Annotated in this window: 25 protein-coding genes; 17 read left to right on the forward strand and 8 right to left on the reverse strand. The window is 55.1% G+C overall.

Annotated elements, in window-relative coordinates; translation table 11 throughout:
• The 13 genes from CAGA_RS04920 to hypE all read left to right on the forward strand — a co-directional run bounded on the left by CAGA_RS04920 (position 1) and on the right by hypE (position 14,542).
• The gene (locus CAGA_RS04920; protein WP_135658405.1) at positions 1-1,008 is read left to right on the forward strand and encodes an ABC transporter ATP-binding protein; all 1,008 of its coding nucleotides are present in this window, start codon (positions 1-3) and stop codon (positions 1,006-1,008) included.
• Positions 1,001-1,981, forward strand: a complete 981-nt coding sequence (locus CAGA_RS04925) for an ABC transporter ATP-binding protein (RefSeq protein WP_135658407.1) — start codon at positions 1,001-1,003, stop codon at positions 1,979-1,981. Before CAGA_RS04920 ends, CAGA_RS04925 begins: the two co-directional genes overlap by 8 nt.
• 30 nt (positions 1,982-2,011) lie before the next feature.
• Positions 2,012-4,564: a transglutaminase domain-containing protein gene (locus tag CAGA_RS04930; RefSeq protein WP_167875158.1), complete on the forward strand. Its 2,553-nt coding sequence runs from the start codon at positions 2,012-2,014 to the stop codon at positions 4,562-4,564.
• Positions 4,565-4,915: 351 nt separating this feature from the next.
• Entirely contained in the window at positions 4,916-6,847 is a 1,932-nt protein-coding gene (locus CAGA_RS04935) for an NADH-quinone oxidoreductase subunit 5 family protein (RefSeq protein ID WP_243112949.1), read from the forward strand.
• A gap of 1 nt (position 6,848) precedes the next feature.
• Positions 6,849-7,709, forward strand: a complete 861-nt coding sequence (locus CAGA_RS04940) for a respiratory chain complex I subunit 1 family protein (RefSeq protein ID WP_135658413.1) — start codon at positions 6,849-6,851, stop codon at positions 7,707-7,709.
• 16 nt (positions 7,710-7,725) lie between these two features.
• Positions 7,726-8,181: an NADH-quinone oxidoreductase subunit B family protein gene (locus CAGA_RS04945; protein WP_135658415.1), complete on the forward strand. Its 456-nt coding sequence runs from the start codon at positions 7,726-7,728 to the stop codon at positions 8,179-8,181.
• Positions 8,182-8,183: 2 nt separating this feature from the next.
• Positions 8,184-8,519, forward strand: a complete 336-nt coding sequence (locus tag CAGA_RS04950; protein ID WP_135658417.1) for an NADH-quinone oxidoreductase subunit C — start codon at positions 8,184-8,186, stop codon at positions 8,517-8,519.
• 18 nt (positions 8,520-8,537) lie between these two features.
• Positions 8,538-9,617, forward strand: coding sequence for a hydrogenase large subunit (locus tag CAGA_RS04955; RefSeq protein WP_135658419.1), 1,080 nt, complete (start codon positions 8,538-8,540; stop codon positions 9,615-9,617).
• A gap of 5 nt (positions 9,618-9,622) precedes the next feature.
• Positions 9,623-9,982, forward strand: a complete 360-nt coding sequence (locus CAGA_RS04960) for a 4Fe-4S dicluster domain-containing protein (RefSeq protein ID WP_135658421.1) — start codon at positions 9,623-9,625, stop codon at positions 9,980-9,982.
• Entirely contained in the window at positions 9,979-12,240 is a 2,262-nt protein-coding gene (hypF, locus tag CAGA_RS04965; protein ID WP_167875159.1) for a carbamoyltransferase HypF, read from the forward strand. The genes CAGA_RS04960 and hypF overlap by 4 nt, the downstream gene beginning before the upstream one ends.
• A 69-nt stretch (positions 12,241-12,309) precedes the next feature.
• Positions 12,310-12,522: a HypC/HybG/HupF family hydrogenase formation chaperone gene (locus CAGA_RS04970; protein WP_135658426.1), complete on the forward strand. Its 213-nt coding sequence runs from the start codon at positions 12,310-12,312 to the stop codon at positions 12,520-12,522.
• Positions 12,519-13,559, forward strand: coding sequence for a hydrogenase formation protein HypD (hypD, locus tag CAGA_RS04975; RefSeq protein WP_135658428.1), 1,041 nt, complete (start codon positions 12,519-12,521; stop codon positions 13,557-13,559). Before CAGA_RS04970 ends, hypD begins: the two co-directional genes overlap by 4 nt.
• The gene (gene hypE, locus CAGA_RS04980; RefSeq protein ID WP_135658430.1) at positions 13,556-14,542 is read left to right on the forward strand and encodes a hydrogenase expression/formation protein HypE; all 987 of its coding nucleotides are present in this window, start codon (positions 13,556-13,558) and stop codon (positions 14,540-14,542) included. Before hypD ends, hypE begins: the two co-directional genes overlap by 4 nt.
• Positions 14,543-15,180: 638 nt before the next feature.
• Here the strand turns inward: hypE and CAGA_RS04985 are convergent.
• The 6 genes from CAGA_RS04985 to CAGA_RS05000 form a co-directional block, all read right to left on the reverse strand.
• The gene (locus CAGA_RS04985; RefSeq protein ID WP_135658432.1) at positions 15,181-17,595 is read right to left on the reverse strand and encodes a homocysteine S-methyltransferase family protein; all 2,415 of its coding nucleotides are present in this window, start codon (positions 17,593-17,595) and stop codon (positions 15,181-15,183) included.
• Positions 17,559-18,194, reverse strand: a complete 636-nt coding sequence (locus tag CAGA_RS04990; protein ID WP_135658434.1) for a vitamin B12 dependent-methionine synthase activation domain-containing protein — start codon at positions 18,192-18,194, stop codon at positions 17,559-17,561. Before CAGA_RS04990 ends, CAGA_RS04985 begins: the two co-directional genes overlap by 37 nt.
• A gap of 4 nt (positions 18,195-18,198) precedes the next feature.
• Positions 18,199-19,062 carry a methylenetetrahydrofolate reductase [NAD(P)H] gene (gene metF / locus CAGA_RS04995; RefSeq protein WP_135658436.1) on the reverse strand — a complete coding sequence of 288 codons (864 nt, stop codon included), beginning with the start codon at positions 19,060-19,062 and terminating at the stop codon, positions 18,199-18,201.
• A gap of 455 nt (positions 19,063-19,517) precedes the next feature.
• A complete protein-coding gene (locus tag CAGA_RS12605; RefSeq protein ID WP_167875160.1) occupies positions 19,518-19,691 on the reverse strand; it encodes a hypothetical protein in 174 nt (57 codons plus the stop codon).
• Positions 19,692-19,733: 42 nt separating this feature from the next.
• Positions 19,734-19,910: a hypothetical protein gene (locus CAGA_RS12610; RefSeq protein WP_167875161.1), complete on the reverse strand. Its 177-nt coding sequence runs from the start codon at positions 19,908-19,910 to the stop codon at positions 19,734-19,736.
• A gap of 61 nt (positions 19,911-19,971) precedes the next feature.
• On the reverse strand, positions 19,972-20,523 hold the full coding sequence (locus CAGA_RS05000; protein ID WP_135658438.1) for a TIGR01440 family protein: 552 nt from the start codon (positions 20,521-20,523) through the stop codon (positions 19,972-19,974).
• A 216-nt stretch (positions 20,524-20,739) separates the two neighbouring features.
• Between CAGA_RS05000 and CAGA_RS05005 the strand changes: the two genes are divergently transcribed.
• Complete coding sequence (locus tag CAGA_RS05005) at positions 20,740-21,579, forward strand: DegV family protein (RefSeq protein ID WP_135658440.1); 840 nt, start codon at positions 20,740-20,742, stop codon at positions 21,577-21,579.
• Between the two features lie 29 nt (positions 21,580-21,608).
• Here CAGA_RS05005 and sdaAA read toward each other — a convergent pair whose 3' ends face one another.
• Positions 21,609-22,487 carry an L-serine ammonia-lyase, iron-sulfur-dependent, subunit alpha gene (gene sdaAA, locus CAGA_RS05010; protein ID WP_135658442.1) on the reverse strand — a complete coding sequence of 293 codons (879 nt, stop codon included), beginning with the start codon at positions 22,485-22,487 and terminating at the stop codon, positions 21,609-21,611.
• Between the two features lie 38 nt (positions 22,488-22,525).
• On the reverse strand, positions 22,526-23,185 hold the full coding sequence (sdaAB, locus tag CAGA_RS05015; protein WP_135658444.1) for an L-serine ammonia-lyase, iron-sulfur-dependent subunit beta: 660 nt from the start codon (positions 23,183-23,185) through the stop codon (positions 22,526-22,528).
• 279 nt (positions 23,186-23,464) lie between these two features.
• Here sdaAB and CAGA_RS05020 point away from each other — a divergent pair, with 279 nt between their 5' ends.
• From CAGA_RS05020 to CAGA_RS05030, 3 genes are all read left to right on the forward strand, one after another.
• Positions 23,465-23,911 (forward strand): MarR family winged helix-turn-helix transcriptional regulator, encoded by a 447-nt coding sequence (locus CAGA_RS05020; RefSeq protein ID WP_135658446.1) that lies wholly within the window; start codon positions 23,465-23,467, stop codon positions 23,909-23,911.
• A gap of 21 nt (positions 23,912-23,932) precedes the next feature.
• Positions 23,933-24,775: a DegV family protein gene (locus CAGA_RS05025; RefSeq protein ID WP_135658448.1), complete on the forward strand. Its 843-nt coding sequence runs from the start codon at positions 23,933-23,935 to the stop codon at positions 24,773-24,775.
• A gap of 184 nt (positions 24,776-24,959) precedes the next feature.
• Positions 24,960-25,928, forward strand: a complete 969-nt coding sequence (locus tag CAGA_RS05030) for a beta-ketoacyl-ACP synthase III (RefSeq protein WP_135658450.1) — start codon at positions 24,960-24,962, stop codon at positions 25,926-25,928.
• Positions 25,929-25,956 lie beyond the last annotated feature (28 nt).

Raw genomic sequence — 25,956 nt, forward strand, 5'->3', positions numbered from 1 at the left:
ATGAGCAGTTTATTGGAAGTAGAAAACCTGCATGTGCATATTAAGACGCAGCTTGGCGTTGTCCAGGCGGTGCGCGGCGTCAGCTTCTCGCTGGAAAAAGGGGAAACCCTCGCCATTGTGGGCGAGTCCGGTTCGGGAAAATCCATCACCGTAAAAGGGATCATGGGGCTTCTGCCGAACAACGGCAGGGTGGCCGAAGGCGTGGTCCGCATGGAAGGCCGGGAGCTTACCACGCTTCCGGAACGCGAAATGCAAAAAATCCGCGGCGAAGAAATTTCGATGATTTTCCAGGATCCGATGACCTCGTTGAACCCAACGATGACCGTCGGCAAGCAGATAATGGAAGTCATCCACGAGCATCATCCCGAGCTTTCCAAGGAAACGCTGAAGGAGCGGGCGATCGAGCAGATCCGCTTAGTCGGACTTTCCAACCCGGAAACCCGCTTCGGGCAGTACCCCCATCAGCTTTCCGGCGGCATGCGCCAGCGCGTGATTATTGCAATCGCGCTTGCGTGCAACCCGAAAATCCTGATTGCGGACGAACCCACCACCGCGCTGGATGTTACCATTCAGGCGCAGATTCTGGATTTAATGAAAGAGCTGCAGGGGAAAATCGATACGTCTATTATCCTGATTACCCATAATCTGGGCGTGGTTGCGAATATTGCGGACCGCGTGGCCGTTATGTACGGCGGCAGGCTGGTGGAAACCGGCGGCTTGCGCGACCTGTTTTACGAAACCGCCCATCCCTATACGAAGGGCCTGCTGGCTTCCATCCCGAAGCTACACGAGCACAACCAGCAGCTCTTTTCCATTCTGGGTACGCCGCCCGACCTGATGGACCCGCCGAAGGGCTGTCCGTTTGCCGCCCGCTGCCCGCATACAATGAAGGTGTGTCAGGAATATATGCCGGAATACACCAGCCTTTCCGGCACCCACAAAGCCGCGTGCTGGCTTTTGGACGAACGCGCGAAAAAGCAGGGAAAGGACGGTGCGGACAATGCCTGAGGAGAGAGTCATTTTACAGGTCAAGAACCTGAAACGGTACTTTAACGTTGGGAAAAACCAGATGCTGAAAGCGGTGGACGACGTCAGCTTTTCCATTTACAGGGGCGAAACCTTCGGTCTGGTCGGGGAGTCCGGTTGCGGAAAATCCACGCTGGGCCGCACGATCATTCGGCTTTACAGCGCCACAGGCGGAACCGTCCTGTTTGACGGCGCGGACGTGTCCGGAAAAATGAGCGCCGCGCAGAGCCACGAGCTTTCCCGGCGCATGCAGATGATCTTTCAGGACCCGTACGCTTCCCTGAATCCCCGCATGAAGGTCATGGACATTATCGCGGAGGGCATCGACGCGCACCATCTGGCCAAATCGGCGCAGGAGCGCGCCCAGATGGTGGTTGATCTGCTAGAGGTTGTCGGCTTGCAGGAAGAGCACGCCAACCGCTTCCCGCACGAATTTTCCGGCGGGCAGCGCCAGCGCATCGGCATTGCGCGCGCGCTTGCGGTGAACCCGGACTTTATCATCGCAGACGAACCGATTTCTGCGCTGGATGTGTCCATTCAGGCGCAGGTGATCAACCTTTTGAAGAAATTGCAGGAGGAAAGGAAGCTGACGTACCTGTTTATTGCGCACGATCTTTCCATGGTAAAGTACATCAGCGACCGCGTGGGGGTCATGTACCTTGGCAGCATGACCGAGCTTGCGGAAAGCAAGGAACTGTTTGACAATCCGCTGCATCCCTATACGCAGGCTTTGCTTTCCGCCATCCCGCTTCCGGACCCGGATTTGGAGCAGTCCCGCAAGCGTGTGCCGCTGCAGGGAAACATTTCCAGCCCGATCAACTTGCCGGAATGCTGCCATTTCTGCTCGCGCTGCCCGAAAGCGACGGAGCAGTGCCGGAAAGTGACGCCGAAGATGGCCGAGGTGCGGCCGGGGCATTTTGTTGCCTGCCACTTGATAAAGCCCGGGCAGGAATAGCAGAATATAAGGTGTGAAGGAGATATGGATATGTATTTTTCACAGGCGCTGCGGGACAGGATTCACCAGCAGTTTATGGAATCCAAAGCAACCCTGGGGCATGACGGCGAAGTGATTTTGGAACGAATGCGTGGCTGTAGCGAAGACGAGCGCATGATTCTAGAGTTTTTTTACAGCACTATGCCCGCAAGCGATATCGGGGATTATGACTTTTCCCTTTATCAGAAATTTGCGCAATTCGGGCTGTCTGTTTGGGAGAATCCCTTTTGGAAAAGCCGGATTCCGGAAGATATTTTCTTGAATTATGTGGTTTCGTACCGTATAAATAATGAAGCGATTGAGGACTGCCGCCCGCTTTTCCGAAAGAAACTGGCAGACCGGGTCCGCGGAAAAAGCATGAAGGAGGCCGCACTGGAGGTCAACGTCTGGTGCGCCGAGCATGTAACCTATCAGGCGACGGACGACCGCACCGTTTCGCCCCTTACTGTAATGAAATCCTCCTACGGGCGCTGCGGAGAGGAATCCACCTTTGCGGTGACCGCCCTGCGCAGCGTCGGTATCCCGGCGCGCCAGATTTACGCGCCCCGCTGGGCGCACTGCGACGACAACCATGCATGGGTGGAAGTCTGGTGCGATGGGGATTGGTATTTCCTTGGCGCGTGCGAGCCGGAGCCTGTTTTAAACCGGGGATGGTTTACCGAAGCCGCCGCGCGCTCCATGCTGATGACCTGCAAGGCGTTTTTGCCCTCGCAGGATGAGGAAGAGATCACCCGCGACGGCTGCACCCTCTATTTAAATGAACTCAAACGCTATGCGGAGAACCGCCGCTTTACGGTTACCGTCAAAAATCCCGAACCGCTTGCGGGCGTGACCGTCCACTTTGAACTGCTGAACGGTTCCGAATTTTCGCCGATTGCTTCCGTTAAAACGGATGAGGCCGGCCGCGCGGCCGTAACGCTCGGTTTCGGTAGCATCCATATTCACGCGGTGAAGGACGGGCGTTTTGCTGAGGTTTTTGTCGACACGGAAGAAATGGATTCGATCGAAATCGACTTTACCCGCGCGGTTGCCGAAGAACCGGACGCACAGGAGGACTTCGTTTTCCGCGCGCCGAAGGACAGCTCCCGCAACTTTATTGCGCTGACAGAGGAGCAGAAGGAAAAAAGGCGGGCGGTCATCCATCAGGCCGACCAAAAGCGCAAGGAATACGCCGCCGGTTTCTTTGATAACGAAAAGGCGGACGCGCTAGCCGCCCGCTTTGCAGACCCGCAGAAGGTGCGGGAGCTTCTGAAAGCGGCACAGGGCAATTTCCCGGAGGTTTACGACTTCCTGTCTATGGACTTCGGAGACGAGAATCGCGAGCTTCGAATAAAAATGCTTTGCTCTTTAATGAAAAAGGATCTGCACGATGTTCGCGCCGCGCTTCTCGAGGAGCATTTCCGCGAAGCACTTCCTTACCGCGGGGATTTCCCGGAAAATGTCTTTGTCCCCTATATCCTGTGCCCGCGCGTGTATCTGGAGCAGCTTTCCGAATACCGCCGATTCCTGTCCGGGCTGTTTGACAAGCCGACGGCGGATTCCTTCCGTAAAAACCCAAAAGACGTCTGGGCGTATGTCAGCAAGTACCAGGTCAGCGCGGACAGGCAGAGCGAACGCTTGATTGCAACGCCCGTATGCGTTGTACGCACCGGTCAGGGCGGGGAGCTAGACCGCAGGGTGCTGTTTACCGCAATCTGCCGCACGCTCGGGATTCCGGCGCGCTTGAATCCGGTGGACATGGCGCCCCAGTATTACCGCGGCGGCGCGTTCCACAATGTGCAGGAGGAAGAGGAACGCGCGGAGGATGCGAAGCTCACCCTGCTGGGGAACGGGGAAAAATGGGCTTACCTGCACAACTGGACGCTGGCTGTGCTGAAAGACGGCGAGTACAGGACGCTGGAGCTTTCCAACGCCGCATGGGAAAACGGAACGCTCATGCTGTCCCTTAATCCGGGCGCGTACCGCCTGCTGACTTCCAGCCGCACGCCGAACGGCAACCAGTTCGCGAAAAAATACTGCTTCCGGCTAAACGCGGGCGAAGCAAAAGAACTTTCGATCGAACTGTGCAAAACAGAGATCAGCGACCTGATTCAGGACATTCCGCTCCTGCCGTTCCAGATTTACAATGACCGCAGCGAGCCGGTTCCGGCGGATTCCGTTCTCGGCGCGGGGACCGCGCTGGTTGTCTGGCTGGAGGAAGGCCGCGAGCCCACCGAGCATATTTTAAATGAGTTTATTGAGGCGAAAGACGCGCTGAATGCCGCGGACTGCAAGCTTCTGTTCCTTATCCAGAGTTCCGCCGCGTGGAAGAACGCGACCTTTGCAAAAGCGAAGGAGGTCCTTCCCGCCGCCCTGGTGCATTGTGCCGACTTTGCGGAAACCGCGGTGCCGATGGCCCGCAGGATGTTTGTAGACCCGGACAAACTTCCGCTTGCCGTCGTTTGCCGCGGCGGGCGCGGTGTGTACGCCTCCAGCGGATATAATGTGGGTATTGCCGATTTGCTCCTGAAGATTATTGATGCCGCAAATCAACAAGCCGGATGATTTTTCTTTTGATCCGGTCACAAAAAACGCATAACCGCACAGGTTATGCGTTTTTTCGCTGGGATTTTGTCAAATTTATATTCTAACCTGTCATAATAGACAAATGGTTTTGCCTTTTTTGAACCTTTTACATAAAATATGCTAACAAATCAGGCAAAAAAGGGTCAATATTCATCTTGCGCTTTTGCACAAATGTGACTATTATTATATCTGTGTCCGTTGTTAAAAGCGACATTAATATATTTTTTTGGAGTGCAATACAGAAAATAAAGTGAATTTTTTGAAAAAAACTTTTATTTTTTGTGTTTAGCTCCTGGCAATTCGCATGGAAAATGCGGAGAATACGTACACATGGGAGAAATGGTGGTAATTATGGAAATGATAGCAACGCTAATGGTCTTTCCTTTTCTTGCGGCTTTGCTGATTGCCCTTGCAAAACCGGGCAAGCTGCGGGACGGACTCATTTACTGCAGCAGCTTTGTGATTGTTGCAACGGTTTTGCTGCTTTGCGTGAGTTCGCTGCAAGGCGGAGGGACGCAGTCCTATCTATTGGAAACACAGATGCTCGACGAGTTTTTTATGGTGGTGGAACTCGGTCTGATGGGCCTTGTGTTTTACTATGGCATTCGGTATAAAAGATGGATTGTGCTTTTGCTGTCCGCAGCGGGGACGCTTCCCGTCGTGTGGATGGAAGCTGCCGGTCTGAGCGCAGAGGGCGGGGAGCACATTTTGGTGGATCACCTCACCCTAATCATGTGCCTGGTTGTCGGCATTGTCGGTGCCCTGATCTGCGTTTACGCGGTCGGGTACATAAAGGATTACCATAAGCATCACACGGAGTATAAAGACCGGTCCTCGTTCTTTCTCTCCATGCTGTTTGTCTTTATGGGGGCGATGTTCGGGCTGATTTTTTCGAGCAATCTTACCTGGATTTATTTCTTCTGGGAAATTACAACGCTGTGCTCGTTCCTGCTGATCGGCTACACCCAGACGGAGGAAGCGGTTAACAATTCCTTTCGCGCACTCTGGATGAACCTTCTGGGCGGCATGGGCTTTTCCTTCGCGATCCTGTACAGCTCCATCGCGCTGCACATCGCGAACCTGCAGGATTTGGTCGCCGCGTCGGCAGGCAACGGGGCGGTTATCGTCCCTGTAACGCTCCTGGCCTTTGCGGCGCTGACAAAGAGCGCGCAGATGCCGTTTTCCCGCTGGCTTCTCGGCGCAATGGTTGCGCCTACGCCGACTTCGGCGCTGTTGCACTCGGCAACCATGGTAAAAGCCGGCGTTTACCTGCTCATCCGGCTGGCGCCTTCCCTTCACGGCAACCTTGTAGGAGTTATGGTGACCTGCATCGGCGGCTTTACCTTTTTTGCGGCTTCGCTGCTCGCGATTTCACAGAGCGACGGCAAAAAGGTGCTTGCCTATTCCACGATTTCGAATCTGGGATTAATTACCGCATGCGCAGGCGTCGGGCTGCAAGAGGCGGTCTGGGCCGCGACCCTTCTTCTGGTATTCCACGCGGTGTCCAAATCCCTTCTGTTCCTTTCTGTCGGCGCGGTGGAAAACAGCACCGGCAGCCGGAACATTGAAGATATGCATGGCCTGATCGTCCGCCTTCCGAAGCTGGCGTTCGTTATGATCGTCGGTATCTGCGGCATGTTCCTTGCCCCGTTCGGAATGCTGATTTCCAAATGGGCCGCGTTAAAGGCGTTCGTTGATTCCAAGAGCGTATGGCTTGTCGTGTTTTTGGTTTTCGGTAGTGCGAGCACGCTGTTCTACTGGGGAAAATGGCTCGGCAAACTGGTTGCCGTTATCCATCGCTCCGAGCAGCTCAAGGACACGGTGCGCAAGAGCGAGAAGTGCTCGCTTTACACGCTTACCTTCCTCGTCATCGCGCTGTGCATCCTTTTTCCGGTATTTTCCGGCGTTTTCGTCGAGCCGTTCCTTTCACAGATGTTTAATACTACCGTCGTGGCGCTTATCAGCGGAAGCGATATCAATGCCATGCTTCTGATGCTGTGCATGATCGTAATTCTTCCGGTTATGGTGAACCTGCTCACGTTCGGCAAGGAGAATAAAATGGTTATTTCCTATATGGCGGGTGTTAACCGCGGCGATGACCGCACGTTCGTCGACTCCTTTGGACAGGAAAAATCCATGTATCTTGCAAACTGGTATATGGACGAATATTTCGGCGAAAAGAAGCTTTTAAAGCCGTCGCTCGTGTTGGCTTCGGCGATAATGGTTATTCTTATGATTCTTGCGATTGGAGGCGCCATCTGACATGGGAATCCTGAAAATTGCACTCTATCTGATTCTGGCCCCATTTATCGGCGGGTTTCTCGCCGGAATTGACCGAAAAATCGGCGCGCGGTTCCAAGGGCGCCAGGGCCCGCCGCTTCTCCAGCCTTTTTACGACCTTTTCAAGCTGTTTGAAAAGCAGTCCCTCGTGGTAAACGGTGTGCAGGATTTCTTTGTGGGCGGCTACTTCATCTTTATCCTGTTCACAGGCTGCCTGTTCTTCATCGGCGGCGATTTGCTGCTCGTGTGCTTTGCGCTGACACTGGCGGAGGTTTTCCTGATGATGGCGGCCTGCTCCGCAAATTCCCCGTACAGCGCCATGGGCTCGCAGAGGGAGCTTTTGCAGATGATGGCCTATGAGCCGATGCTCCTGCTTACCGCAATTGGATTCTATATTGCAACGGGAAGCTTTATGGTCGGAGATATTGCCCAAAGCAGCGTTTCCCCCATCGCATATCTGCCCGGTATGTTTTTTGGCTTCCTGTACATCTTAACCATTAAGTTTCGAAAATCCCCGTTTGACATCAGCACCTCCCACCATGCGCATCAGGAAATGGTAAAGGGGATTACAACGGAGCTTTCCGGCAATATTCTGGCGCTTGTAGAACTTGCCGTTTGGTACGAGGATGTTTTGCTCCTCGGTATGGTCGGCCTGTTCATTGTAAATATGAAGTGGTGGAGCTTCTTGATTGCCGCGGCTGTCTGCCTCTTAGCTTATATTTTGGAAACGTTTGTGGACAACCTGTTCCCCCGTGTAAAGTGGGACAGTATGCTGAAATCAACCTGGTTGGTAACGCTGGTTGCGGGCGGAGTCAATCTTTTGATTCTTACGCTTGTACATTAAGGGAGGTGCTTGAATCATGAATATCTCAAAGTCACCATGGCTTTTGCATTATGACGGTTCCAGCTGCAACGGCTGCGACATAGAAGTCCTCGCCTGTACAACCCCGGTTTACGACGTGGAGCGGTTCGGCGTTGTGAACACCGGAAACCCGAAGCACGCCGATATTTTTCTGATCACCGGCGGCATTAACAGCCAGAACCGAGAAGTGGTAAAACAGCTTTATTCCCAGATGCCGGACCCGAAGGTGGTTGTCGCTGTGGGAATTTGTGCCTGTGATGGCGGAATTTTTAAAGAGTGTTATAATATACTCGGGGGAGTCGATACGGTCATTCCCGTTGATATTTATGTGCCGGGCTGCGCCGCAAAACCGGAATCCATTATCGACGGCGTGGTGAAGGCGGTTGCCCTTCTCGACAAAAAGCGCGCCGCAATGAAAGCGGGCAAGGCCCCGGTTGCACAGAAGGAGGATTAGTCATGGCGGAAAATATTATTATACCCATTTCCCCCGACTCCCTTTTAGAGGAAGTCCTGAAAATGAAAAACAGTGAGTGCCGTTTGGTGCAGATCTGCTCCACACGGACGCAGGATGGCTATGAATTATCCTATTCCTTCGGAAAAGACTACGATTTATATAACCTGCGCTTTACCATCGGCGAGGATGCCCAGATTCCGAGCATCACCAATATTTACCCGACGGCCTTTCTGTATGAAAACGAAATACACGACCTTTTCGGCGTACAGATCAAAATGATTTCCGTTGATTATCAAGGTACCCTTTACCGTACCGATAAGAAAACGCCTTTTAAATAACGTAAGGAGGGATACCAGATGTCTAAACGCAGCATCGTACCGTTCGGGCCGCACCATCCGGTACTGCCGGAACCGATCCATCTGGACCTGGTGCTGGAGGACGAAAAAGTGGTGGAGGCGGTGCCTTCCATCGGTTTTATCCACAGGGGCCTTGAAAAACTGGTTGAAAAGAAAGATTTTAACGAATATGTTTACGTTGCGGAGCGCATCTGCGGCATCTGCAGCTTTATGCATGGCATGGGCTACTGCGAGTCGGTAGAGCATGTGATGGGCGTGGAGGTTCCGCCCCGTGCGAAATACCTTCGCACCATCTGGTGCGAAATGTCGCGCCTGCACAGCCACCTACTGTGGCTCGGCCTTCTGGCGGACGCGTTCGGCTTTGAAAGCCTGTTTATGCAATCCTGGCGGATGCGCGAAAAAATCCTGGATATGTTTGAAACATCCACCGGCGGCCGCGTGATTTTTTCGGTGAATAAAATCGGCGGCGTAATGAAGGACATGGACGCCGATATGCTCAAGGAATTCGTAAAGATCCTGAACGGGATGGAAAAGGACCTGCGCGAGCTTTCCAGAACCTTTCTGGAAAATAAGGCGGTCAATTCCCGTTTGCAGGGCGTCGGCCTGTTAACAAAACAGCAGGCGCACGACCTTGGCGCGGTCGGCCCATTCATGCGTGCTAGCGGCATTGTACGCGACACCCGCAGGATGGGTTACGCCGCGTATTCCGACCTTGAGTTTGAAACGATTACCAGCGATGTGGGCGACTGCTACGCCCGCACCGACGTGCGTATAAAGGAACTGTTCCAGTCCATCGACATTATTCGTCAGGCGGTAGAAAAGATTCCGGACAGCGAAATTGCTGTGCCCGTTAAAGGCTTCCCGGACGGCGAGTATTTCATGCGCGTGGAACAGCCGCGCGGCGAAGCGGTTTACTATGTAAAGGGCAACGGAACCAAATTCCTCGACCGCGTCCGCGTTCGGACCCCTACATTTGCGAACCTGCCCGGAATGCTTGAAACCTTGAAGGGTGCTCAGCTTGCTGATGTTCCGATTCTGATTCTCACGATTGATCCGTGCATTAGCTGTACCGAGAGGTGATAAATATGAAATTACTGACATTTGCGAAAACAGAGCTGCATAACCTGTTTTCTAAGCCGGCGACCCGGCTGTATCCCCAGGAGCCGAGGGTTTACCCCGAGCGCACCAGGGGGCATGTGGAAAATGATATAGACGTCTGCGTTTTCTGCGGACTCTGCTCCAAAAAATGCCCCACGGGCGCCATTACCGTAGACCGCGCGGCAAAAAGCTGGTCCATTAAACGCTTCAGCTGTATCCAGTGCGGCTACTGTGTGGCGAGTTGCCCGAAAAAATGCCTTTGCATGCGCCCCGCCTATACCCAGCCAGCCAGCGAAAAAGGAACGGAGACCTTTACGCAGGAGCCGAAGGACGATCAGAGCGCATGACTGTTTTCATAACCGTTTTCGGTATCGTGCAGGGCGTAGGTTACCGCCCGTTTGTTGCCGCGCAGGCGAAAGAACTCGGCGTGAAAGGGTGGGTGCGCAACAGCGGCGGAATTGTGGAAATCACCGCTTCGGGCGGTCAGGCGGAAGTGGAAGCTTTTGTTCGCCGCCTGCACGAACAGCGGCCGGAGGGCGCACAGGTTCTTCGCGTTGAGGTAAAGCCGCTGCCGGAGGAACGGTTTGACAGCTTCCGCATTGATTTAAGCGGAAAATATACAGACCATACGGAAGCGCCGGTGCTTCCCCCGGACATCCCCATGTGCGAAAGCTGCAAGAAAGAATTGTATGACCCAAAGGACAGACGCTATCACTATCCTTTCATTAGCTGTGCTTCCTGCGGGCCGCGGTACAGCATTATGAATACGCTTCCTTACGACCGCGGTACAACAACAATGCGGGATTTCGTCATGTGCTCCGCCTGTGAAAAGGAATACCAAGCAGGCCGCAGATGCCATGCGCAGACGATTTCCTGCCATGACTGCGGACCGCAGCTTATTTTGCGGGATCAGGGCATGACGTGGGAGAAAGAGGAAGCCTTTTCAAAGGCGGTTGCCCTTCTGCGCAACGGCGGGGTTCTTGCCCTGAAGGGCGTGGGCGGCTACCAGTTTGTGTGTTCCCCTGAGCAGGAAACGGCGGTTGAGCGCCTGCGGCTTTTGAAGGCCAGGGAGAAAAAGCCCTTCGCCGTTATGTTCCCCTCGATGGAAAGCATCCGTGCGTACTGTAGTGTAAGCAAAGAGGAGGAAGAGCTTTTAAAGTCGACCGCAAGGCCGATCGTCCTGCTGCGGATAACCAAGCAGGCGTTCTGCCCGCAGGTTAGCGGCGAAAGCCGGTTTCTCGGCGCGTTTTTGCCCTGCACCGGGCTTCATCAGATGCTGACGGATACGCTCGGCCCGTTGGTGGTTACCAGCGGTAATTTTACAACGGAGCCGATGATTTATAAAGACGAGGATATGCTGAAAGTAAATTCCCCGTTCCTTTCGGGGGTGCTTTACCATACGCGCCGGATCCTGTCGCCGCTGGATGATTCCGTTGCGCGGGTTTTCGCGGGAAAAACCCAGATTATCCGCCGCAGCAGGGGGTACGTCCCCCTCCCGATCATGCTTGCGCCGCGCCCGAAAAAGCCGGTGCTCGCCATGGGTGGCGACCTGAAAAGCAGCTTCTGCCTGTACAAGGGGGATCGCGCGTATGTAAGCCAATATTTTGGCGATATGGAAAATTTTCAGATCAGCCGGAATTACCGCAACGGCCTGAAGCATATGGAACGCCTCTTGCGGATTGAGCCGCTCGCGGTCGCCTGCGATTTGCACCCCGGGTACCACACAACCGCCCTGGGGGAAGAGCTTGCCGCAAAAATTACCTCGGCGGGCGCGCTCAAGTTCCAGCATCACCACGCGCACGCGGCGTCCGTCATGGCGGAGCACCATCTGGACGGTTGTATCGGCGTTGTGTTCGACGGCACCGGTTACGGTACGGACGAAACGGTCTGGGGCGGCGAATTCCTGCTCTGCAAGGGCAAGGACTTTGTGCGCCGGGCGCACCTTAGGAGCGTGCCGCTCTGCGGCGGGGACGCGGTGGCAAAAAACGCCGTGCTTGCCGCAGACTGCTACCGCAGCGCCGCGGGCGAAAGCTGGGGCAGCCCCCGCTACGAAATGGTACGGGCCGCGCTGAAGCACCGGATTAATACGCAGGACAGTTCCAGCGTGGGCCGGCTGTTCGACGCGGTCAGCGCGCTGCTGGGTATCCGGGAGAACAACGGTTACGAGGGCGAATGCGCCATCGCGTTGGAAAATGCGGCTGCCGCGGCGAAGGCTGCCGGAAAAGGGCCTTCCGCGCTGGGAATCCCGCTTCTGGAAAAGGAAGGCGGGGAAATCGAGCTTGACCAGGTGGATCTGGTCAGCCAGATCCTTCAAAAGGCGCGCGCAGGCGGCGACAGGGAACGGATTGCGTTCGGGTTCCATGTGGCGCTGTCCGACGTTGTGCTTGCCGTTTGCCGGAAAATACGCGCGGAAGACGGCGAAAAGCGCGTCGCGCTGAGCGGCGGCGTGTTTGGCAATCTCCTGTTGCTGGAGCAATGCTATGCGAAGCTGACGGAGGACGGGTTCGACGTGTACCTGAACAGCGCCGTTCCCTGCAACGACGGCGGCATCTGCCTTGGGCAGGCGTGGCTTGCCGCGATGGTGCAGGAGGAAAATTCCAAATAGAAACAGCTCCGCCCTTTTTGCGGATGAAGGGCGGGCGCTTTATCCAATCCGCTGGATATGGTGATTGTTATGTGTGTTGCGTTGCCGGGCAAGGTGCTGAAAATAAACGGAAGAACGGCCACGGTCGATTTTAACGGCAATACGGTGGAGGCGGAGGCCGGCCTTGTGAAAATTAAGCCGGGCGACCGGGTTCTGGTTCACGCCGGCTGTATTTTACAGGTGCTTTCCGAAGAAGAAAGCAATTCGATCGAAGAGCTGTTAAAGGAAATGGAAGAGCTATGACGGATATTCAGTCTTATTTAAAGCATTACGACGGCCCGCCGCTCCGGCTGATGGAGGTCTGCGGCACCCATACCGCGCAGATTTCCCGCTGCGGGATCGTCAGCCTGCTCCCCCCTTCCATCCATATGATTTCCGGGCCGGGGTGCCCCGTCTGTGTAACGGTAACGGCGTATATCGACCGCCTGACCGCGCTTTGCATAGAGCCGGAAAACGTGGTCGTTTCCTTCGGCGATATGCTCCGCGTAAAGGGCAGCCGGAAAAGTCTGAACGACGCGAAAGCCGAAGGCGGCCATGTCCGCATGGTGTATTCCCCGCAGGATACCCTGAAAATGGCGGCGGACGACCCGAAGCATACCTATATTTTCGCGGCGGTCGGGTTTGAAACCACCGCCCCGGTTTATACCATGCTTCTGGAGGAAGCGGAGCAGGCCGGGATTACCAACGTAAAGCTTCTGACCTCGCTGAAAACCATGCCCCCGGTCATCGATTGGATTTGCGCTAACCAGGGCGGTGTGGACGGATTTATAGCGCCCGGACATGTCAGCGTGATTACCGGAAGCCGCATTTTCGCGCCGCTTTCCGAAAAATACAAAATCCCGTTTGCGGTCGCGGGCTTCCAAGGGCCCGAGATTCTGGCGGCGATTTACGCGCTGGTGAAAAGGCGCGGAAAAGCCGGGGTTCTGAACCTGTATCCTTCGGCGGTATCGGAACAAGGCAACCTTTCCGCCCAGCGCATGGTGGAAAAATACTTCGTCCCCTGCGACGCTGCGTGGCGCGGGATGGGCGTTATCCCGGATTCCGGAATCCGGCTGCGGGACGAATACGCCCGTTATGACGCGGGCAGCGAAGGCTTAACCGAAGACTGCGGCGCGAACGCGCGCTGCCAGTGCGCCAAGGTGCTCACCGGCGCGCTGTCCCCGGTGGAATGCCCGTTGTTTGGCACCTGCTGCAGCCCGGAGGCCCCCCAGGGGGCCTGCATGGTTTCCATGGAGGGAAGCTGTTATAATTATTATATAAACGCGAGGAAAACAAAATGAAAATTACCATGGCGCACGGCAGCGGCGGAAAGGCAACTTCCGAGCTGATTGCCGGTATTTTTGAAAAACATTTTCATAATCCCGTCCTTGCCAGAATGGAGGATTCCGCCGTTGTTCCGGGCGCGGAGCGCATTGCCGTTACTACGGACAGCTTTGTGGTAACGCCCCTGTTCTTCCCCGGCGGGGACATCGGGCGGCTGTGCGTCTGCGGTACGGTCAACGACCTTCTGATGTCCGGGGCAAAACCGCAGTACCTTACCTGCGGCTTTATCCTTGAGGAAGGCGCGGAAACGGAGGACTTGGAAAAAATAACGGCCTCCATGGCGGAAACCGCAAAAGAAGCCGGGGTAAGCATTGTGGCGGGCGATACAAAGGTTGTGGAAGGCCACGGCGGGATTTATATTAATACCGCGGGCGTGGGCTTTGTTCCGGCAGGTGTCGACATTCGTTCCTCCTACTGCAAAAAGGGCGACGTTGTGCTGGTTTCGGGGAATCTGGGCGACCACCACGCCGCGATACTGAGCGAGCGGATGAAGATTACGAACACGATAAAGAGCGACTGCGCGCCGCTTGGCGAGATGGTAAACGCCTTGCTGGAAGCGGGCGTGAAGGTGCGCTCCATGCGCGACGTAACCCGGGGCGGGCTGGGAACCGTCCTGAATGAGTTCGCCTCCGCTTCGAACTGCCGGATCGAGCTGATTGAAGAAAAGCTGCCGGTTTCGGCACAGGTGCGCGGTTTCTGCGATATTCTTGGGCTTGACCCTCTTTATATGGGCAATGAGGGAAAGATGACGGTCGTCGTCGCACCCGAGGACGCGGAGAAAGCGCTTGCCTGCATGAAAAACAGCGGGTACGGCGAAAACGCGGCGATTATTGGTTCTGTTGTTTCAGAGGGGTACGGCGAAGTGCTGCTCCGCACACCCATCGGCGGCACTCGGATTGTCACGGTTCTGTACGGCGAAGGGCTTCCGCGTATCTGCTAGGCGCTGTGCCCATTCCCTCTAAGGGGAGAAGGATTGGTTCGGCTTTTCAAAACACCGGGCAAGGTGCAGCCCCAAACCCCGCATATGGCGATATATGGTTTCGCACACACCGAGAATTAGTGGAGTGTGAAGATGTTTTTTAAAGTCGGACGGCGAAGGAAAAAATCAGATTGTTTGGTTGGGGACCGCAAAATGAAGCACTTCGCCGCCCGAGTGCAAGGCATAAAAAAACGCTGTACACGGACCTTGTCCATATACAACGCTACCTGCACAATGCGAAATTCGAAAAAACCTCTGTACAAAAATGGGAAAAGAGGTTATAATAGAATACGCAATGTGCTGATTCTATCAGTTGCGTATGGAGAGTTCCGTTCTCCGTATGCAGGGGGCAGGTGTTGGTAGCACCTGTTCCTGCATGGCATTTTCTATTTTTATGCGTTACAGGCAATTATACCCCTTTTATTCGAATATTGCAACAGGGAATTTCAATTTATTTGAAAATATAGCAATATTTCACAGGAACCGCGCCCGGTTTTCGGCGCGGTTCCTTTTTTGACGGCTTTTAAAGCTTCTGACGCCCCTTCCCTTTCCCTGCGCTTTGAGAAGGCTTCGGACAAATGGGGACGTCTTTCGAAGCCCTAAGCCTGCCCGCCCGCGTTTGCAAAAAGCTCCTGCGCGTAATGCACCGACGCCATGGCGTCCTTGGCGTAGAAATCCGCGCCAATCTGCTTTGCGTACTCGGGCGTTAAGACCGCGCCGCCGACCATCACCCGGCACGCGGGGATTTTTTCGCGCAGAAGCCGGATGGTATCCGCCATATTCGCCACGGTGGTGGTCATCAACGCGCTTAACCCAACCAGCTTCACGCCGTCTTTTTCCGCCGCGTCCACCACCGTTTCGGGCGGGACATCCTTGCCAAGGTCGATTACGTCGTACCCGTAGTTTTCAAGGAGCACTTTAACAATATTCTTGCCGATATCGTGGATGTCTCCCTTTACGGTGGCGAGGATGATCTTCTCCTTTTTGGAGCGGTTCGCTTCCCGCCCCATGCTGGCGCGTATTTCCTCAAACGCCGCCTTGGCGGCCTCCGCGCTCATTAAAAGCTGGGGAAGGAACAGCACGCCCTTTTCGAAATCCCTGCCCACGCGGTCAAGCGCGGGAATCAGCTCGGAGTTGATGATGTCGAGCGGCTCCTGCGTTTTCAGCAGGGAGTGCGCCGCGGCGCGCGCGCTTTCCTTCAGCCCGCCCGTTACTGCGCCGGAAAGGGAAAGCTCTCCGGGAGCGGGCGCGGGGGCGGCTTTCTGCGCGGAATACCGGTCGATATACGCCATGCATTTTTCGTCCTTGCCGCTTAACGCGCAGTAGGCGAAATAGGTGTCCATCATTTCTTCGGAGCCGGGGTTCACGATGGCCGCGTCCAGCCCGTTCTGCAAGGCCATCAGGAAGAACGCTGCGTTGATATGCTCGCGGTGCGGCAGCCCGAAGGAAATATTGGACACGCCGAGCGAAGTGAGAACGCCCAGCCTTTCGCGCACCATGCGGAGCGCTTCCAGCGTGACGGCCGCGTTCTCCTGCCCCGCGCTGATGGTCATGACGAGCGTGTCGACAATGATATCCGTACGTGGAATCCCGTACTGCGCGGCGGTTTTTACAATCCTTTCGGCTATTTTGTACCGCCCTTCCGCCGTTTCAGGGATGCCATTTTCGTCCAGCGTCAGCGCGATGACCACGCCGCCGTATTTTTTCACAAGCGGGAACACAGCTTCCATGGATTCCTTCTTGCCGTTCACCGAATTGATCAGCGGCTTACCGTTATAAATCCGCATGGAGGCTTCCATGGCGGTCGGGTCGGAGGTGTCGATCTGGAGAGGAAGGTCGACGACGCTCTGAATTTCCGAAACCGCGTGCGGCAGCAGCGTCCGCTCGTCAATTTCCGGCAGCCCGACATTCACGTCAAGAATATGCGCGCCCTTCTGCTGCTGGGCAATTCCCTCGCGCAGAAGGTAATCCATATCGTTGTCGCGCAGCGCCTGTTTCAGCTTCGGCTTGCCCGTCGGGTTGATGCGTTCGCCGATCAGTACCGGTTTTTCCCCGAATACCACAGCCTTTGCAAAGGAGGAAACCACCGTGCGGTTCTTCCTTCCGATGGGCTTGGGTGGGATTTTCGCGCACCGCTTCACCAGCGCGGCGATATAGTCCGGGGTTGTGCCGCAGCAGCCGCCCAGAATCCACACGCCGTCCCGCGCGAGTTCCTCCATGGCGGCGGAAAATTTCTCCGGTCCTACGTCAAAGACGGTTTTGCCCTCCTCGCTGCGGGGCAGCCCCGCGTTCGGGTTAAGGATCACCGGAAAGGAACAGCACTCCAGAAGCCGCGGGACGAGCCGCTTCATCTGCTCCGGCCCGAAGCCGCAGTTCAGCCCCAGCGCGTCCACCTGCAAGCCCTCCAGCAGCGCGACCGCGGCGGGAAGGTCGCCGCCGGTCAGAAGCTTTCCCTCCTCGTCCGCAACCACGGTGGCGAAAACGGGAAGCCCGGTCTGCTTCGCCGCAAGAACGGCGGCTTTGCATTCGTAGGTATCGCTCATGGTTTCAATCAGAATGAGATCCGCCCCGGCCTTCTTTCCTGCCTGCGCCGCTTCGGAAAAGACGGCGACGGCGTCCTCAAAGGCCAAGTCGCCAAGCGGCTTTAAGAGCTTCCCCGTTGGGCCGATATCCATGGCGACCAGCGCGCCGCCTGCGGCCTTCTTTGCGATTCCCACCGCGGCGGAGATGATTTCCTCCGGGCTGTGCCCGCTTCCGCGCAGCTTGATCGCGTTGGCACCGAAGGTATTGGTTTTCAGAATATCCGCGCCGGCCTTGCGGTACTGGCTGTGAATATCGAAAATGACCTTCGGGCGGGTAAGGTTCCAAAGCTCCGGCAGTTCCCCGGGGGGAAGCCCGTTTTCCTGCAGTAGTGTGCCCATGCCGCCGTCGAAAAACAGCAGGCGTTTCCCTAAATCTTCCAGAATTCCCAATACGATCACTCCTTTCGGAACGGACAGTCCAACGACCGGCATTCCATGCACTTTGCAATATGGCAGCTTGTTTTCTCTTTCGTAAGCCCGATGACGGCGGTGACGGATTTGGTCGGCACGAGCATGAAGTCCTCCGTCATAGAAAGGCCGATTTTCCGGCAATCCAGTATGTTCAGAAGATCCCGCTGGTAGCGGATGGAAAAGTCTCCGTAGCCGGGGCTGTAGCGCGGGCGCAGGTACAGCCCGCGCTTTGCCGCTTCCCGCGCAATTTTTCGCTGGAATTCGTCGCACACGCTTTCCGTCAGCGCGGCGGCGCACGCTTGCATCACAACGGCGCGGCTCATGTCGGCTTTGGCGGCGCGTTCCAGAAGGAAATCTGCCCGCGCGCCGAGCGTGGCGGCAAAAAGGACGGCTTCCCCGCATCCGGAAATATGCCTTGCAAGGTCGACGCTTTCAATGCGAAGGCCGCCGACGGTAACCGCGCCGCCGGAAAAGGCCACGGGGAATCCCCGGTGTATGCTCCGCGGCGTGACCGCCTGCTCCAGCTCGGCAAGGCACGATTCCATGGTTTGCAGGGTGCGTTCGTCCGCCGGTTTTCCCCGAAAGCCGAGGTACCGCAGGATTTCGTTTCGATCCGTCATGGTATCACCCGATGATTTCCGACAGGTTTCCCATGATCCTCGCGGCAACGTCGGGCTTGTTCATGGTATAAATGTGAATATTTTTCACGTTGTTGGAGATCAGGTCGACAATCTGCTCGGTGGCATAGGCAATGCCCGCCTGCTCCATCGCCGCGGGGCGGTCGGAAAATTTATCGACAATCGCCTTGAAGCGGGGCGGCAGCACCGTTCCGGACAGGGCGCAGATGCGCTTGATCTGCCTGCTATTCGTAACGGGCATGATCCCCGCCACCACGGGGACGTTGATTCCTTTCGCAAGGATGCGGTACAGGAAATTATAAAGGATATTGTTGTCAAAAAACATCTGGGTGGTCAGAAAGTCGCAGCCGCTTTCCACCTTCCGCTTCAAATACTCGATGTCGTCCTCCTTGTGGGCGCACTCGATATGCCCTTCCGGGTAGCAGGCCGCGCCGATGCAGAAACCGCCGTGCGCCTTGATTTCGGCAACCAGTTCGCAGGCGTAGCGGTAGTGCCCGGGCGAGGGGAAGTCGGAATCCTTCGGAATATCCCCGCGTAGGGCAAGGATGTTTTCAATCCGCTTTTCCTTCAGCTCCGCCAATATCCGTGCGACCTGGTCCTTGGTGGAGGAAACGCAGGTAAGGTGCGCAAGCGCCGTTATCCCCCTGCTTTCAATTTCCTGCGCAATGCGGACGGTGTTTTCAGAGGTTCCGCCCCCCGCACCGTAGGTTACGCTCATGAAATTGGGCTTCAAGGCGGCCATGTCGCGCACAACCTCGCGCACATGCTCCAGCTCGCCGTCCTTTTTCGGGGGGAACAGCTCGCAGGAAACCGTCACCCTGCCGCTCTTCAAACATTCGCTGATTTTCATAACAATGCTTCCTTTCGAGCCTCTTTTTCAAATGAGATGGAATGTGTTCCTCACGCTTTCGGAAAAGGAACAATAAAAAAACCGTCTTCGGAAAGCGTATGCTTTCTGAAGACGGGTGTTCTCCCGTGGTACCACTTCAATTTGCCCGTCCCTCGCGGGAACGAACCTCTAAGGGTATTACAGTTTTACTGCCTATACCCGCTTTCGATAACGGGAAATCCCGTCGCAGCCTAAATGGGAATCCATCTCGGTGCGCCACTCAGAAGCCATCTTCATCCGGCCTCCCGCACGCTTCCTTTCAGCCCGGTTCCCCGTGGAAGCTTCTCTGTGTGTGCGTTCAAAGGGACTACTCTCTTCGTCACAGTGTTTCAAATATGCTATAAATATTTTCGTAAGTGTAGCACAAAAGCGGGGTGCTGTCAATATGTATCGGGCGGTGTATCCCCGCCCGATCCTCATTCGTTGCGCATCAGATTGGCGGCATAATCGCGCAGGCTTTCGAAGGAATTGATATTCTGCTCGCGCTCCTGAATGCTTTCCTTTACATACTCCGGCAGGGTATCAAAGTAATCCCCTGCTTCACCGTCGTTTTCAATCAGTTCGTAAAGGCCGCTGTATTTTCGTCCCATGGAATTTCACCTCCGCGGATATTTTTTCCAAAACACAGGAAATTATCCGCTTTTTCCGTCCGTTACCCCGGTTTCTTTAAAACGCTCCCCCACCATCATCAGCTCGCCGAGCGTGCTGATCTGCACCCCGGAACGCTTGATGCGGTTTTGAACGTCTTTGGGAAGGGACGTAAAGTAATTTTTGAAATTCGGGTCGGTTTCATAAACGGATTTTCCCAAAAAATCACCCCGCGGTTAGCTTTCGCTAGGGCGCGGGGCTTTATCATTGGGAAATTCTGTTTTATTTCAGCGTTTCATCGTAATGTGCGCGCTCGCCGCCGATAAACTTCGGCCTTGTGCGGGCACAGGTCAGGTTTGCTTCGCCGATTTTCCGAACGGAAAGGCGCACCGGTACCGCCACCCTTTGTAGGTGCATGCCTATCAGCGTGTCGCCGATATCCATCCCTGCCTGCGCTGAGACATGCTCCACCGCGACGGGATGCTCGAAGTTCGCGTACGCCGCCGAAGCGAAGGATCCGCCCGCTTTCGGCTGCGGGACGACGTTTACGATTTCCAGCCCGTTTTTCAGCGCGGCTTCTTTTTCAATAATCAGCGCGCGGTTCAGGTGCTCGCAGCATTGCGCCGCTAAATAAATCCCTTTTTCCTTTAAAATCGGGTAAATCGCGCCGAAAACCGCGTTTGCAATTTCTACATTGGAAGACGAACCGATATCGTGCCCGCCGATTTCACTAGAAGAACAGCCGACCACCAGCATATCCCCGGCATTTAGTTTTGCGGCGTCCAACAGCTCGCTCACAGCCGTTTTTGCCTGCGCGGCAATTTCTTCAAACATTCTGCTCAGCTCCAATCATTTCTTTAAATTCGATGCAAACCGTGCGTATAAGGCGATTCGTTTGTCAAATAGTATAACCCGATTGAATTTATTTTTCAATTCTTCCGAATAAATTCCATACAAGAATAATTATAAATTGGGTAATGTGGTATTATAAATCAAAATATATGGTATTTAAAACCATATTATTAAATTTGTAAAATTGGAAGTGCTTTTATGACTTGGGGAATTATTTCCGACAGCTCCTGCGACCTGCCTTCAAACGCATTTGCGGGTTCCGGACTGCATTTTGGGGTTGTGCCCCTGAAAATCACCGTAGGGAACAACGAATATATTGACAATGACGAGCTGAACGTCAACACAATGATGACGGACATGAAAAGCTATAAAGGGCCGTCCTCGTCAGCATGCCCCGCGCCGGAAGAATGGGCGAAAGAATTCCGTAAAAGCGACAAGACTGTCGCCGTTACCATGACGAGCGCGCTCAGCGGGACCTATAACAGCGCGCTGATCGGGAAAAAGATGGTGCTGGAGGAAAGCCCGGAAAAAAGCATCCATGTGATTGATTCCCACACAACGGGCGGCGGGCTGGTTCTGATCCTGCGCAAGCTGGAGGAGCTGATTACTCAAGGGCTGGATTTCGAAGCGGTGGTAAAGCAGGCGGAAGCTTACGCCCGGAGCATCTTTTTGCTTTTTTCCTGCGGCTCCTACGATAACCTTGTGAAAAACGGGCGTATGTCGCGCATTGCGGGCATCCTTGCGTCTTCGCTGGGGATCCGCGCCGTCGCCGCCAATACGCCGGAGGGCACCATCCGCGTTTTGCAGAAGCCGCGCGGCGAAGAACGCGCGCTGGAAGCAATCGTAAGGACCATGAGCGAATGGAAAAACCTTGCCGGCCAGCCGGTGGTCATTTCCCACTGCAACAATCCGGTGGGGGCGCAGCGCCTGAAGGAAAAGATTATTCATGTCTGTATGACAACGAAAATCACGATCCTGCAAACGCGCGGGCTCACCAGCTTTTACAACGACAACGGCGGTCTGATGATCGCATTTTAAAAAGAGAGACTGCAAACACAGTCTCTTTTTTATTCCCCGAAAATCTGTTTTTTCAGCCTCTTGGCGGTCGGCGTTCCGGCAAGCCCGCCCTCGGCGGTTTCCTTTAAGCTGCCGGGCATCATGTCGCCGATGCGCTTCATGGCCACAATGACCTCGTCGGCGGGAATGGCGCTTTCAATTCCGGCAAGGGCAAGTTCCGCGCCCACAAAGGCGTTTGCAACGCCCATGGCGTTGCGCTTGATGCACGGGATTTCCACCAGCCCGGCGACCGGGTCGCAGACCAGCCCCAGAATGTTTTTCAGCGCGATCGCGCACGCGTGCGCCGCCATCCTGGGCGTGCCGCCCGCCAGCTCGGTCAGCGCCGCCGCTGCCATTGCAGAAGCGCTCCCGCATTCCGCCTGGCAACCGCCCTGCGCGCCGGAAATGCTCGCGTTGTTCGCAATCACCATCCCGAACGCAGAAGCGGTAAACAGCGACATCACCACGTCGCGCTCGTTCAGCCCGCGGTCCTCCATTACGGTGAGCAGCGCGGCGGGAAGAATCCCGCAGGAGCCGGCCGTTGGCGCAGCCACGATTTTCCCCATGCATGCATTGCTTTCCGAAACCGCAAGCGCGCGCACGAGCGCACGGCCGAAGACTTTGCCGCAAAGCGTTTTCCCGTTTTCCACCGCAAGATTCATTTTATAGGCGCTTCCGCCGGAAAGCCCGCTAACGGAGCGCATGTCCGGGCTGATGCCGTCCGATACGGACTGGTGCATCACCAGAAAGCTTTCCCGCATGTTTTTGTAAAGCACGGATTCCGGCTTTTGCAGCTCGGCGGCCTGATCCTTCAGCACAATCTGCGATATTTTTTTGTTTTCCCGCTCGGCGGTCTCGATTAGATCCTGTACGGAATAATAAATACTCATTTTTCTTTTCCTTCCGTTTTCAATACGACATAAAAGGGCTATTCCGGTCGCAGAATAATAGAACGGATGACATTCGGCAGCTTTTCAATACCTTCGTTGCTTTCGCGGCTGAATTCGCCGTCCATCTCAATCGTCATCATCGCGGTTTCCCCGCGCCGGCTTCTGGTCAGCTTGAAATTGCCGATATTCACGCCCTGCGCCGCAATATAGTTTGTAACATGTGCGATTACTCCCGGAACATCTCGGTGCAGCACCAGAAGCGTGTCCTGCTGCCCGGTTACCTCTACCTTCATCCCGTTAATTTCGCTGATCAGGATGTTGCCCCCGCCCACGGAGGCTCCCTGCACCTTTACCGTACGCCCCTTTGCGTCCTTCAGCGTGATCACTACTGTGTTTGGGTGGGCACCCTCCAGCTCGGTTTTTCCGAAAACTACGTCCAGCCCGCGTTCTTTTGCGATTTCAAGGCTCTGCCGGATGCGTATGTCGCTCGGTGCCATGCCCATGATTCCCGCCACAAGTGCCTTGTCCGTCCCGTGCCCCCGGTAGGTTTTCGCAAAGGAGCCGTGCAGAAGAATATGCGCGCGGACCGGCTCGCCCTCCAGAAGCGCGCCGGCAATCCGCCCGATGCGCACCGCGCCAGCCGTATGCGAGCTGGAAGGACCGATCATCACCGGCCCGACAATATCGAAAACGTTCATAGTAGAGCCTCCGTCTGCATTTGCTTATATCAACATTATAACATGATTTTCCGCAGTCATGCACAGCGGTTTTCGCTTTTCACCCCTGCAAATTCAGCCGGATTTTTCGCTGATTTACCTGTTTTTCCCAATAAAATCCGTTTTGGATTTTTCTAAATTCGATAAAAACAGAGCAATACCCCCGACAAACCGCTTCTTGACACGTAGATAAGGATTTGTTATAATGCAAAATAACGAAATTGTTTTGAACATCAAATTAATTTTGAGGAGGTGTGCCGCATGTTGGAGGAATATTCGCAAATCAACCATTTCCTTGTCAAAGTATTCAACGAAGTGCTCCGCACAGAGGAAGCAAGCTTAAAAACGAAGGAATTCCACAACCTGTCCCTCCGGGAAATGCATGTGATCGAGGCGGTGTGCGACGCGGTTCAGGCCGCAAAAAATACCGCGTCGGAAATTGCGTCCTCGCAAAGGATCACAGCAGGCACACTCACCACAACGATCAATACGCTGGAAAAAAAAGGATACGTGGAACGGCGGCAGGATCAGCGCGATAAGCGGGTTGTTCGGATTTACCCGACGGAAAAAGGGAAAACCGCCAACCAGGTTCACGCATCCTTCCATCACAAGATGGTGTCGGCTATTATGTCGGCGATGAACGAGGAAGAACTGACGGTATTTGTGAAAGGGCTGGCGGCGGTGAAGAACTTTCTAGAGTCGAAATAAAGTTTGAACGGAGGAGTCATAATGGATGTGAAAATCATTACGGACAGCACGGCGGATATTCCGCAGAAGCGCTGTGCGGAGCTGGGGGTGGAATGCATGCCTCTTACCGTCCGTTTTGGCGATAAAGAATATAAAGACGGCGTAGACCTTTCCGCGCCGCAGTTTTTTGAAATGCTCTCCAAAAGCAATCGGCTTCCGACCACCGCGCAGGTGAATCCGGAGAGGTTTGCACAGGCGTTTTCGCCCTATGCCAAAAGCGGGCAGGAGGTTGTTGGAATTTTCATTTCCAGCAGGTTGAGCGGAACGTACCAGTCGGCGGGCATCGGGAAAAACCTTCTCGGCGCCCAGAATATTCATCTGGTGGATTCCGAAACGGTGACCTTTGGGCTGGCGCTTATGGTGTTTGAGGCGGTTCGGATGCGCGACGCGGGGTATTCCGCAAAGCAGATCTGTGAGGCGTTGGAAGCGCTGAAGCCCCGTCTCCGCTTTTACGCGGCCTTTGATTCGCTGAAATATTTAAAAATGGGCGGAAGGCTTTCGGCTTCCTCCGCTTTTGTCGGTACGATGCTGCATATTAAACCCATTATTTCCATGAAGGACGGCGAGATGATCGCTCCGGACAGGAAAAAGGGAATGCGTGCGGCCATCGAGAAGATCGGGACGCTGATACAGCGGGACAAGCCGGACACGGAGCACCCGATTGTTTTCGGCGAGACCGCCGCGCCGCAGGTTCTAAGCCTTTTAAAAGAGACGGTGGCCACGTCGGCGGATATTTCCGGCAGCGAAACGATTAACATAGGGCCGGTTGTCGGCACCTATGCCGGACCGGGCTGCGCCGGGCTGGCATATATTGCGGCAGGCTGAGGGCGCACAGCGCCCTTTCGCTGTTTTCCCGCACCGTGCGCGGCGCTCCCGCGCGAAAGCGGCTGTAAAGGAGCCGTTTATCCCCCCGGGTTCGTGATATATGAAATAAAAACGCACTTGTCCGGATGATTTACCACAGCCTGTTTTTCATCTGATAAGGATAAGCCTGCATGACGGAGGAAATATGAGTTTAAATATTATCGGCACAGGAAGCGCATGGCCCGAATGTTCCAAATCCAACGAGGAGCTGTCCCGGATTGTCGACACCTCCGACGAATGGATTTCCACCCGCACCGGAATTAAGAGCCGGCATGTTTCGGTTTGGGAAACCATTACGGACTTCGCGGCGGAGGCGGCGCGGCGCGCGCTGGAGGATGCCGGAATCAGCTCCGGCGAGCTGGATTTGATTATCTGCGCAACGGCCCGCGGGGAATACATTACGCCGTCGCTTGCCTGTCTGGTGCAAAAGCGGATCGGCGCGTACTGCCCGGCGTTCGACATAAACGCCGCCTGTACGGGCTTTCTTTACGCGCTGGATGTTTCGCTTTGCTATTTTCAGGCAAAGCGGGTCAAAAAAATCCTGATCGTCGCGGCGGAGGCGATGTCCAAGCTTCTGGACTGGACGGACCGCTCCACCTGCGTGCTGTTCGGGGACGGTGCGGGCGCGGCGGTACTTTCGGAGGGCGACGGCCTGCTGTCCATCAAAGTGCACGCCAGCGGAAACGAGGAACCTCTCCATATTGAAAATACAGAGGGCAACTGCCCATTTTCCGAGCGGAAAGCGGCCGCTCAGTATCTGCGGATGAACGGTAAGGACATTTACAAATTCGCGGTGTCCGCCATGTGCAACGATTTGCAGGAAGTGATCCGGGAAGCGGGGATTACGCAGGACGATATCGATTTTGTGGTACCCCATCAGGCAAACCTGCGGATTATTGAAACAGCGAAAAAGGGGCTTTCCATTGCCCCGGAAAAATACCGTTACAATATCGACCGGTTCGGAAACACGTCGGCGGCAAGCGTTCCAATCCTGTTGGACGAACTGAACCGGGCCGGGGAACTGAAAAAAGGAAACCTCCTGGCTTTGGCCGCGTTTGGCGGCGGGCTTACCTCGGGAGCATGCGTCCTCCGGTGGACAAAAGAAGATCGCTGAATGCTGAATAAGGAAAGGCAGGAAATTC

Origin of the sequence: Caproiciproducens galactitolivorans, assembly GCF_004768785.1 — a bacterium.
In the GTDB taxonomy this organism is placed as follows: Bacteria; Bacillota; Clostridia; order Oscillospirales; family Acutalibacteraceae; genus Caproiciproducens; species Caproiciproducens galactitolivorans.

Excerpts from the sequence above, each read along its gene's own strand:
- CAGA_RS04925 (WP_135658407.1), top strand. The coding sequence starts at position 1,001 with ATGCCTGAGGAGAGAGTCATTTTACAGGTCAAGAACCTGAAACGGTAC.
- CAGA_RS05020 (WP_135658446.1), top strand. The coding sequence starts at position 23,465 with ATGTTGGAGGAATATTCGCAAATCAACCATTTCCTTGTCAAAGTATTC.
- CAGA_RS04955 (WP_135658419.1), top strand. The coding sequence starts at position 8,538 with ATGTCTAAACGCAGCATCGTACCGTTCGGGCCGCACCATCCGGTACTG.
- CAGA_RS04935 (WP_243112949.1), top strand. The coding sequence starts at position 4,916 with ATGGGAGAAATGGTGGTAATTATGGAAATGATAGCAACGCTAATGGTC.
- hypE (WP_135658430.1), top strand. The coding sequence starts at position 13,556 with ATGAAAATTACCATGGCGCACGGCAGCGGCGGAAAGGCAACTTCCGAG.
- CAGA_RS04990 (WP_135658434.1), bottom strand. The coding sequence starts at position 18,194 with ATGACGGATCGAAACGAAATCCTGCGGTACCTCGGCTTTCGGGGAAAA.
- CAGA_RS05025 (WP_135658448.1), top strand. The coding sequence starts at position 23,933 with ATGGATGTGAAAATCATTACGGACAGCACGGCGGATATTCCGCAGAAG.
- CAGA_RS04960 (WP_135658421.1), top strand. The coding sequence starts at position 9,623 with ATGAAATTACTGACATTTGCGAAAACAGAGCTGCATAACCTGTTTTCT.
- CAGA_RS12605 (WP_167875160.1), bottom strand. The coding sequence starts at position 19,691 with ATGGGACGAAAATACAGCGGCCTTTACGAACTGATTGAAAACGACGGT.
- hypF (WP_167875159.1), top strand. The coding sequence starts at position 9,979 with ATGACTGTTTTCATAACCGTTTTCGGTATCGTGCAGGGCGTAGGTTAC.
- sdaAB (WP_135658444.1), bottom strand. The coding sequence starts at position 23,185 with ATGAACGTTTTCGATATTGTCGGGCCGGTGATGATCGGTCCTTCCAGC.
- CAGA_RS05005 (WP_135658440.1), top strand. The coding sequence starts at position 20,740 with ATGACTTGGGGAATTATTTCCGACAGCTCCTGCGACCTGCCTTCAAAC.
- CAGA_RS04985 (WP_135658432.1), bottom strand. The coding sequence starts at position 17,595 with ATGCCGGTCGTTGGACTGTCCGTTCCGAAAGGAGTGATCGTATTGGGA.
- hypD (WP_135658428.1), top strand. The coding sequence starts at position 12,519 with ATGACGGATATTCAGTCTTATTTAAAGCATTACGACGGCCCGCCGCTC.
- CAGA_RS04950 (WP_135658417.1), top strand. The coding sequence starts at position 8,184 with ATGGCGGAAAATATTATTATACCCATTTCCCCCGACTCCCTTTTAGAG.
- CAGA_RS04945 (WP_135658415.1), top strand. The coding sequence starts at position 7,726 with ATGAATATCTCAAAGTCACCATGGCTTTTGCATTATGACGGTTCCAGC.
- sdaAA (WP_135658442.1), bottom strand. The coding sequence starts at position 22,487 with ATGAGTATTTATTATTCCGTACAGGATCTAATCGAGACCGCCGAGCGG.
- CAGA_RS05030 (WP_135658450.1), top strand. The coding sequence starts at position 24,960 with ATGAGTTTAAATATTATCGGCACAGGAAGCGCATGGCCCGAATGTTCC.
- metF (WP_135658436.1), bottom strand. The coding sequence starts at position 19,062 with ATGAAAATCAGCGAATGTTTGAAGAGCGGCAGGGTGACGGTTTCCTGC.
- CAGA_RS04940 (WP_135658413.1), top strand. The coding sequence starts at position 6,849 with ATGGGAATCCTGAAAATTGCACTCTATCTGATTCTGGCCCCATTTATC.
- CAGA_RS04920 (WP_135658405.1), top strand. The coding sequence starts at position 1 with ATGAGCAGTTTATTGGAAGTAGAAAACCTGCATGTGCATATTAAGACG.
- CAGA_RS05000 (WP_135658438.1), bottom strand. The coding sequence starts at position 20,523 with ATGTTTGAAGAAATTGCCGCGCAGGCAAAAACGGCTGTGAGCGAGCTG.
- CAGA_RS04930 (WP_167875158.1), top strand. The coding sequence starts at position 2,012 with ATGTATTTTTCACAGGCGCTGCGGGACAGGATTCACCAGCAGTTTATG.
- CAGA_RS04970 (WP_135658426.1), top strand. The coding sequence starts at position 12,310 with ATGTGTGTTGCGTTGCCGGGCAAGGTGCTGAAAATAAACGGAAGAACG.